Raw genomic sequence first — 8,321 nt, forward strand, 5'->3', positions numbered from 1 at the left:
GTAGAACGACACCACCCAGTTCGGCATGTCGACGATCTCGCTGATCCTGAGATCGCCGCAGACCGAGACCAGCATATAGGCGTCGACCGGGTCGAGCTTGTATCGGCCGGCCAGCAGGTCGACCATCTGACTGACCGCCTGCTTGGCGCCGGTCATCAGGTCAGGCGCGATCCCGGTCGTCACCTCATAACCTTTGGCGTCGAGATGCCGCGTCACCGGGCCCGGCGTGGTGAAGCGCGGCGTCTTCAGCCGCGCGTCCTTCACCAGGTCGAGCTTGAGCACGACGTCCATCGGACTCTCGATCGCAGTGCCGCACACTTCGCCGTCGCCCTGCGCGGCATGCGTGTCGCCGACCGAAAACAGCGCGCCTGCCACTTCCACCGGCAGATAGAGAATGGTGCCGGCGGCAAGGTCCCTTATGTCGAGATTGCCGCCGACGCGCCGCGGCGGCACCACCGAATGGTGGCCCATCTCGCCCGGCGCGTTGCCGATCGTGCCGGCAAACGGCTTCAGGGGCACGCGGCCTTGTCTGCCGAACAGCGCCGGCTCGAGCGAGCCGGGGTCATATTTCCAGATGTTGAGTGCCGGCTCCTTGAAGTCGTCGGCAAGCAGACCGAAGCCCGGAATGTTCGCCGTCCAGCCGAAGCCGGACGGCTTGAACATTTCGATCGTCACCTTCAGCGCGTCGCCGGGCTCGGCGCCCTCGACGAAGATCGGCCCGGTCACCGGGTTGATCATGCCGAAATCAAGATTGGCGATATCGCCGACGGTGCTGTCGGCCTTGAGCTGCCCGCCGGAAGAATCCAGGCACTGGAACTCGAGCGTCGAGCCAGGTGCCACGCGCTCGGCCGGGGCAAAGGAATTGTCCCAGCCGAAGTGGTGATGGCGCCCGTGGATGGTGTAGTCGCAGTTACTGCACATCTTTCACATACACATTGTCGTAGTTGATCGGGATATGGACCGGGTCGACATAGAGATTGTCGGCGCCGCCCATGCGGGCCGACTTCAGCGTGAAGCGCTGCTCGTTGAAGACCGGCGCCCAGGGTGCGTCCTCCATGATCTTGTCGTAGATCGCGCTCCACATCTTCTCGCGATCCGCGGACTTTGCCGGATCGACGACCGAATCGGCCTCGGCCGCCTTGGCGTCGAGATCCTTGTTGCAGTACCACGCCCAATTCCAGCCGCCCGGCACCGCGCCGGCGCAGCCGAGGATCGGTCCGTAAAAGTTGGACGGATCCGGGAAATCGGCGATCCAGGCCATGCCGCCCGACCAGATCATCGGCGCGCCGGACTTGTCGCCGCCGGCGGCAATCACGTTGGCCTGGGCGAGCGATTGGATGCTGGCCTTGATGCCGATGGCCGCCAGATCCTGCTGGATCGCCTGCGCGATACGCGGATTGGGGTCGGTGTTCATGGCGAACAACTGCGTTTCGAAGCCGTCGGGGTGGCCGGCCTCGGCAAGCAGGGCCTTGGCCTTGGCGACGTCATAGGGGTAGCCCTTGAAAGCTTTGTCGTAGCCGGGCATCGACGGCGGCAGCGGCTGATTGGCCGGCACCGCGCGGTTGTTGATCATCTGAACGATGCGGTCCTTGTTGATCGCCATGTTCACCGCCTGGCGCACCTTCACGTTGTCGAAGGGCGGCATGGTGGTGTTCATGGTGATGTAGCCGGTGTGCAATTGCCCGCCCACCACGACGCGGGCCTTCTGCTCCGGATCGTTCATCACCTCCTGGAACTTGGCCGGCGGAATGCCGTCGCCGGGCACGTCGATCTCGCCCTTCTGCAGGCGCAGCAGCGCCACGATCGGCTCCTGGCCGATCTCGAAGGTGATTTTGTCGAGATGCGGCAGGCCCTTGTGCCAGTAGTCGGGGTTGCGCTCGAAGACGATGCGCTGGCCGAGCGTCCATTCGGCAAGCTTGAAGGCGCCGGTGCCGATCGGATGCTTGCCGAAGTCGGCGCCATATTTCTCGACCTCCTCCTTCGGCACCACATGCGAGAAGTTGATCGCCATGACATGCAGGAAGGTGGCGTCCGGGCGGGTCAGCTCGAATTTGATCGTATAGGGATCGACCGCGGTGACGCCGGAGAGGCTGTTCGCTTTGCCGGCGGCGACCTCGTCATAGCCTTTGATCGAGCCGAAGAAGCCGGCGCCCGGGCTCTGCGTCTTCGGATTGGTGACGCGGTCGAGCGAGTATTTGACGTCGTCGGCCGTCATCTCCCGGCCATTGTGGAACTTCACGCCGTGGCGTAGCTTGAAGGTGAAGGTCTTGCCGTCCGGCGAGATCTCGTAGCTTTCGGCAAGGTCGGGCTTCAGCTTGGTGGTGCCGGGCTCATAGTCCATGAGGCCATCGAACAAGCTCTTGATCATCGACCAGTTCTGCCAGTCGTAGCCGATCGCCGGATCGAGCGTCGCGACATCGTCCTTGTAGGTGATGGTGATGGCGCCGCCCTGCTTGGCGTTAGGGTCGACCGCGTCGTCGGCGCGCGCGCTTGCCATGCCGAGCATCAGCGCAAGCGCCGAGGCCGCCACGGTGGATGCCAGAAATCGTCTCATGTCACTGTTCCCTTTCTCTGGTTGTTGCCTTGTTCATCTGAGTTTAATTCGGGGGTCGATGAAGGGCGCGATGATGTCGGCCAGCAGGTTGCCGAGCACGATGGCGAAGGCCGAGACCAGGGTGACGCCCATGATGATCGGGATGTCGACGCGCTGGATGGCCTGCCAGGCGAGCTGGCCGATGCCGGGCCAGCCGAAGACGCTTTCGACCACCACGATGCCGCCCATGAAGACGCCGATGTCGATGCCGATCATGGCGACCACCGGCAGGATGGCGTTGGGCAGCGCATGGCGGAACAGGATGGCGCCGCGCGCCAGGCCCTTGGCGCGGGCGGTGCGCATATAGTCCTGGCGCAGAACGTCGATCATCGACGAGCGCATCATGCGCGCATACCAGCCGGCGCCGAGTATGCCCATGGTCAGCGAGGGCAGCACAAGATGCCGCCAACTGCCGTAGCCGCCGATCGGGAACCAGCCGAGCCGGACGGCGAAGACATAGAGCAGGAGCAGGCCGACGACGAATTGCGGCGCCGAGACGCCGACGAAGGAGGCGACCATCAAGGTCTGATCGGTGGAGGTGCCGCGCTTGACGGCGGCGATCAGGCCCATGGTAAGGCCGATCGCGAGCTCGCACAGGATGGCGCCGACCATCAGAAGCAGGCTCGCCGGCAGCCGCGAGACGATGAGCTCGGTGACTTCCGAGCGCTGGATGTAGGAGCGGCCGAGATCGCCGCTGAGCAGCCTTGTGAGATAGTGCCAGTACTGGACGATGAAGGGCTGGTCGAGGCCGAGCTGCCTGCGGATGTTTTCAACCGTGTCGGGCGTCGCGCTGCGGCCGGCGATCTGGCGCACTGGATCAGCCGGCAGCAGATAGAGCAGCGCGAAGGTGATCAGCGAGACGCCGAGCAGGATGAGCAGCGACTGGATGAGACGTCGGCCGAGATAGGCGATCATGCCCGCCCCCTCTGCGTCGGGTCGAGGATGTCGCGCAGCGCGTCGCCGATCAGGTTGAAGGCAAGCGCAAGCGCCAGGATCGCGGCGCCGGGGAAGAACACCAGCCAGGGCGCCGCCTGGAAATAGGTCTGGTTCTCGAAGATGATGTTGCCCCAGGAGGCCGTCGGCGGCTGCACGCCGATGCCGAGATAGCTGAGCGTGGCTTCGAGCAGCACCGTGGTCGAGATGCCGAGCGTGCCCCAGACGATGATGGTCGGCAGCAGATGCGGCAGGATATGGCGCAACAGGATGCGCGGCGCGCTCGCCCCTATCGTGCGCTCGGCATCGATGAACTCGCGCTCCGACAGCGACGAGGTTTCGGTGTAGATGACGCGCGCGGTCTGCACCCAGTTGACCAGCGCGATCACCATGGCAACGATCCAAAGGCTCGGCTCGAACACCGCCGCCAGGCAGATGGCGAGAAGCAGTGCCGGGAAGGCCATCATCAGGTCGGTGAAGCGCATCAGCGCGCTGCCGATCCAGCCGCGGAAATAACCGGCCGTGACGCCGACCAGCGTACCGATCAGAAGCGCCACGCCGTTGGCGACGATGCCGATGATCAGCGAGGTGCGGGCGCCGAACAGGATGCGGGTCAACAGGTCGCGGCCGAGCAGGTCGGTGCCCAGCCAGAACTTGGCGTTCGGCGGCAAGGGCGAACCTTCCAGCGTCAGTCCGTCGAACATCTGCTCGTTGGGATCGTAGCCGGTCAGCCACGGCGCCAGGATGGCGCCAGCAAGCACGATGGCGACGATGAAGAGTCCGAGCAGCGCCAGCGGCCGCTTGAGCAGCCGGCGCCAGACGCCGGCGCGCGGCTTGACCGGCATTTGGCCCGGCGCCGGGAGATCAGGCGCGATGGGATTGGTCACCGCCATCCTCGTTTTCCGTCATCGCCACGATCCGCCGGGCCGCTTCCTCGACGCTGATCTGCCAGCTCATCGCCAGCGACCGCAACTGCGCATAGGCGCGATCGTCGTCGCTGCCTTTCGACAGCGCCGCGACCGCGCGCACGATGGTCTGGCGCTCGCCGACGCGCTGGCGCAGCGACGCGATCTCGTCGGCCAGCCGTTTCCCCGCCTCGAAGCTTTGCCGGGCGATCAGCAGCGCGCTGTACACGCCCGCATTGCCGACCGGTTTCAACAATTGCGCATCGGCTTTTTGCGACAGCGCCCATTCGATGCGGCCCGGCGCTTCCGAACCGATCAGCGCCACCAGGGGCATCGGCGCCTCGCCCGGCTGCCACGGGAACTGCTCGTCGAAGCCGAGATCGGCGTCGAAGAAGACGAAATCCGCGGCAAGCGCCTCTGCCGGCAATTGCGGCCAGCATTCGACCGCCTCAAGGCCGATCGCCGACAGCTGCCTGGTGATCGCCTGCACCGTCGCGTGCGGGCGATGCAGCACGAAAACCCGCGCGCCGCCGAGATTGGGGATGCGTGCGGACCGGCTCACGACACCACCCTGAGCCGCGGACGGCCGAAGGTCTTCGCCGGGTCGTAACGCGACAGATAGGGATCGGGCGCCACCTCTTCCTCGCGGCTGACGACCTCGAAAAATCCATCGGCGATGCGCCCGATGATCACCGGCAGGGTTGCATGCTGCGTGTGCGGATCGATTGCGATAGGCCCCAGGCGCGTCGTGAAGCGGCGCCCGGCGAAGGCTTTTGAGAACGCCGCCGGGCCGGCGTCGGGATCGCCGGAGAGCACGTCCGCCATCACTTGCACCGATGCATAGGCGGACGCCTCGAAGGACGAGGCGAAGGCAGCCGGGCGCGGCGCGAAATAGGGTCCGGCCGACAAATGGCCCCTGCCCGTTTCGCCGATCGCCGGCAACTCGCCCTCGGTGAGATTGCAGGATATGACCGGGCAGGCATCGGCCTTGAAGGCCGCATTCTCGCGTCCCAAGTCGCGATATGCCGCCAGGAAGGCATAGGACGAGGTGCCGATGAGGTTGTTGAGGATGAAATTCGGCCGCGTGGCGCGGATTTCATCGATCAGGCGCGAAACGTCGGTTTCGCCGATGCGCAGGTAGCGCTCGCCGAGCACCTTGCCCGCAGCGTCGGCGATCAGGTCGCGCGCGACGCGGTTCATCTCCCAGCCCCAGATATAGTTCGAGCCGAGCAGGAAGCCGTTGGCGCCGAAACGCGGCGCTACATGAGCCATCAGCGGAACCAGATGCTGGTTCGGGCAGGCATGCATGTAGACGACATGCTCGTTGGCCTCGAACCCCTCATAGGGGCAGGCATACCAGAGCATGCCGCCCGCCTTCTCCAGCACAGGGATCGTCTCCTTGCGGCTCCAGGAGGTAATGCAGCCGATCACGTGGCGGGCGCTGCTGGTCCGGAAGATATCCTCGCAAAGTGAGGCGTAGCGGTCGGCATTGCTTTGCGGATCGCGTTCGACCGGCACCAGCTCGATCCCGCAGCTTCGGTCGGCATTGATGTCGGCGATCGCCCGCATCGCGCCCGTGCGGCACGCGTCCGAGACGAGCTGGTAGCTGCCGGATCGCGAATAGAGGACGCCGATCTCGATACGCCGTTTCAAGCAATGCCCCAAAAATGAAAAAGCCCCGCAGCCGCCGCCGACAGGCGAGGCATACGAGGCATTCTTGCCGTCCGGCGACCGAGGCCGATATGTTCGCAGCTACCCTATTCCCTACCGCCCGCCAGTCAAGCCTCAAAGTTGCATGGCGCGGCGGGGCATCTAATCGCGCAGGCTGAAGACGAAAGGCGCGGTGCGGGTGACGTGGGCGCCGAGTTCGGCCGGCGGCGCCGGCACCGACGCGCCCTGCAACACGCCGAGCGCGGCGCGATCGAGATCCGGATCGCCCGAGGATTGCGCCAGCCGGGCAGAGACTACCCTGCCGGAGACGTCTACCGTGAAGGTTACAGTAGGCGTGCCCTCGACGCGCCTGGAGCGCGCCGCGCTCGGATAGCGGGTATGCCGCCTGATCCATGCCGCCAAGTTGGAATTCCAGCGCGACGGGCTGACGCTCGATCGCGACACCGAGTCGGAGGATTGCGGCGCGGCGGCCTTCGCGCCTGCGTTGGCATCGATGCCGGCCATCGTCACGGCCTTTGGCGGCGCGGCCTTTGCCCTTTTCCTCTGGTTCGGCTTTTCGACCGGCTTCTTTTCCACTTTTTTCCTCGCCTCGACGGGCTGGCTTGCCTTCGGCTGCGCCTCGAAAGGCTTTGGCTGCGGCAGCGGAACGACGACGTCGGGAGTAGCTGTCTCGACAGGGTCGGGCACGACCTCGTCCAGCGGCGGCCGCTCGCTGAGCGCAGCTGCTGTCTCCGCCGGTTCGACCTCCGCCGCCTTGTCGGAAACGGCCGGCGGCTCGGCGACCGGCTCGACCCATTTCACGACCGGCGCCGGATCGGTCACCGGTTTCACTTCGGCGGGCTTTTCCGTCTCCTCCGCCGCATCTGGCTGGTCCGGCGCGACCGTGTCCAGCATGGCCGCCTCTTCCGGCACGGCAGGCGTCGTCGGCAGCGGCGCCATTTCGACAGCCAGCGCCGGCGGCGCGCCGCCGTCCGGCACCTCGGTAAAGCTCAGATTCTGCACCGCATAAGCGACCGCGACATGCGCGGCGAAAATAACCGTGGCCGCGCTTGCCCACAGACCGGCTTCGCGGAAGCCGAAGCGTGGCTGGGTGGACAAGGCGGCGATCGCTTGCGTCATTGCGCCGCGCTTCCGCTTGTCGCCGGCGCGGAGGTGGCGCCCGCGGCCGCAGCCCCGGTGCCGGACGCCGTCTCCAGCCCGACCAGCGCAATCTTGAGGTAGCCCGCAGCGCGCAGCAGGTTCATTACCTCCATCAGCTCGCCATAGCCCACCGTCTTGTCGGCGCGCAGGAAGATGCGCGTCTGCTTGTCGCCCTTGGTGCGGCTGTGGAGCACGGTGGCGAAGCTCGGTCGCGGCACAGCCTCATTGCCGATCGCCAGAGAAAGATCGCTTTTCAGCGTCAGGAACAGCGGTGTCTCCGGCCGTGGCGCCGGCGTCGCCGTCGACCCGGGCAGGTCGACATTGACGTCGACGGTCGCAAGCGGAGCCGCGACCATGAAGATGATCAAAAGCACCAGGATGACGTCGATGAACGGGGTGACGTTGATCTCGTGGCTTTCCTCGAGATCGTCGCCGGCCGTCTCGCGAATCCGCGCCGCCATTGGCCGCTCACTCCGCTGCCAACGCGGTTGCCGGCGGCACAGTGCGAAAATCGAGGTCGCGGCTGACCAGCCGCTCGACGCCTGCCGAGGCGTCGGCGAGGATCTGCCTGTAGCCGGCTATCGATCGCGCGAAGACGTTGTAGATCACCACCGCCGGGATCGCAGCCACCAGACCCATTGCCGTGGCGAGCAGGGCTTCGGCGATGCCCGGCGCCACCACCGCAAGATTGGTGGTCTGCGCCTGCGAGATGCCGATGAAGGCGTTCATGATGCCCCAGACGGTGCCGAACAGGCCGACGAAGGGCGCCGTGGAGCCGATGGTGGCGAGTAGGCCGGTGCCGCGCGACATGCGCCGGGACGCTGCCGCCTCGATGCGCGACAGCCGCGAGGTGACGCGCTCCTTCAGGCCGTCGCCCGAGATGTGATCCAACGCGCCGGCCGAGAGCGCGCGCTCTTCCTCCGCCGCCCGCACCAGCAGCGCGCCCGGGCCACCGCTGTGGCCGAGCGCGCGGCCGGCCTGCATCAGCGTCGCGGCATTGCCGATCGCGTTCGCCGCGCGCCGCGCCTTGAGCTTGCCGCCGAGGATCTCCAGCGACTTGGCGAGCCAGATCGTCCAGG

General features: G+C 66.1%; 9 protein-coding genes. All 9 read right to left on the reverse strand.

Features of this window, described 5'->3' with window-relative positions:
- The coding region (locus EOA79_RS26425; protein ID WP_128293435.1) for an acetamidase/formamidase family protein at positions 1 to 921 on the reverse strand (921 nt) is incomplete at its 3' end.
- Positions 911 to 2,554: an ABC transporter substrate-binding protein gene (locus EOA79_RS26430; protein WP_095826240.1), complete on the reverse strand. Its 1,644-nt coding sequence runs from the start codon at positions 2,552 to 2,554 to the stop codon at positions 911 to 913. The genes EOA79_RS26425 and EOA79_RS26430, both read right to left, overlap by 11 nt.
- 33 nt (positions 2,555 to 2,587) lie before the next feature.
- The gene (locus tag EOA79_RS26435; RefSeq protein WP_066998214.1) at positions 2,588 to 3,508 is read right to left on the reverse strand and encodes an ABC transporter permease; all 921 of its coding nucleotides are present in this window, start codon (positions 3,506 to 3,508) and stop codon (positions 2,588 to 2,590) included.
- Entirely contained in the window at positions 3,505 to 4,371 is an 867-nt protein-coding gene (locus EOA79_RS26440; protein ID WP_176478976.1) for an ABC transporter permease, read from the reverse strand. The genes EOA79_RS26435 and EOA79_RS26440 overlap by 4 nt, the downstream gene beginning before the upstream one ends.
- 19 nt (positions 4,372 to 4,390) lie before the next feature.
- Positions 4,391 to 4,993, reverse strand: coding sequence for an ANTAR domain-containing protein (locus tag EOA79_RS26445; RefSeq protein ID WP_095826241.1), 603 nt, complete (start codon positions 4,991 to 4,993; stop codon positions 4,391 to 4,393).
- Positions 4,990 to 6,084 (reverse strand): transporter substrate-binding protein, encoded by a 1,095-nt coding sequence (locus EOA79_RS26450; protein WP_095826242.1) that lies wholly within the window; start codon positions 6,082 to 6,084, stop codon positions 4,990 to 4,992. The genes EOA79_RS26445 and EOA79_RS26450 overlap by 4 nt, the downstream gene beginning before the upstream one ends.
- Before the next feature lie 159 nt (positions 6,085 to 6,243).
- A complete protein-coding gene (locus EOA79_RS26455; protein ID WP_095826243.1) occupies positions 6,244 to 7,221 on the reverse strand; it encodes an energy transducer TonB in 978 nt (325 codons plus the stop codon).
- Positions 7,218 to 7,703: a TonB system transport protein ExbD gene (gene exbD, locus EOA79_RS26460; protein ID WP_095779815.1), complete on the reverse strand. Its 486-nt coding sequence runs from the start codon at positions 7,701 to 7,703 to the stop codon at positions 7,218 to 7,220. The genes EOA79_RS26455 and exbD overlap by 4 nt, the downstream gene beginning before the upstream one ends.
- Before the next feature lie 7 nt (positions 7,704 to 7,710).
- On the reverse strand, positions 7,711 to 8,321 hold a 611-nt coding region (gene exbB / locus EOA79_RS26465), incomplete at its 5' end, for a tonB-system energizer ExbB (RefSeq protein WP_128293437.1).

The sequence above is a fragment of the Mesorhizobium sp. M1A.F.Ca.IN.020.03.2.1 genome (assembly GCF_004023205.1).
Classification (GTDB): Bacteria; Pseudomonadota; Alphaproteobacteria; order Rhizobiales; family Rhizobiaceae; genus Mesorhizobium.

Coding starts and splice junctions, on each gene's coding strand:
- EOA79_RS26430 (WP_095826240.1), bottom strand. CDS start 2,554: ATGAGACGATTTCTGGCATCCACCGTGGCGGCCTCGGCGCTTGCGCTG.
- EOA79_RS26435 (WP_066998214.1), bottom strand. CDS start 3,508: ATGATCGCCTATCTCGGCCGACGTCTCATCCAGTCGCTGCTCATCCTG.
- EOA79_RS26440 (WP_176478976.1), bottom strand. CDS start 4,371: ATGCCGGTCAAGCCGCGCGCCGGCGTCTGGCGCCGGCTGCTCAAGCGG.
- EOA79_RS26455 (WP_095826243.1), bottom strand. CDS start 7,221: ATGACGCAAGCGATCGCCGCCTTGTCCACCCAGCCACGCTTCGGCTTC.
- exbD (WP_095779815.1), bottom strand. CDS start 7,703: ATGGCGGCGCGGATTCGCGAGACGGCCGGCGACGATCTCGAGGAAAGC.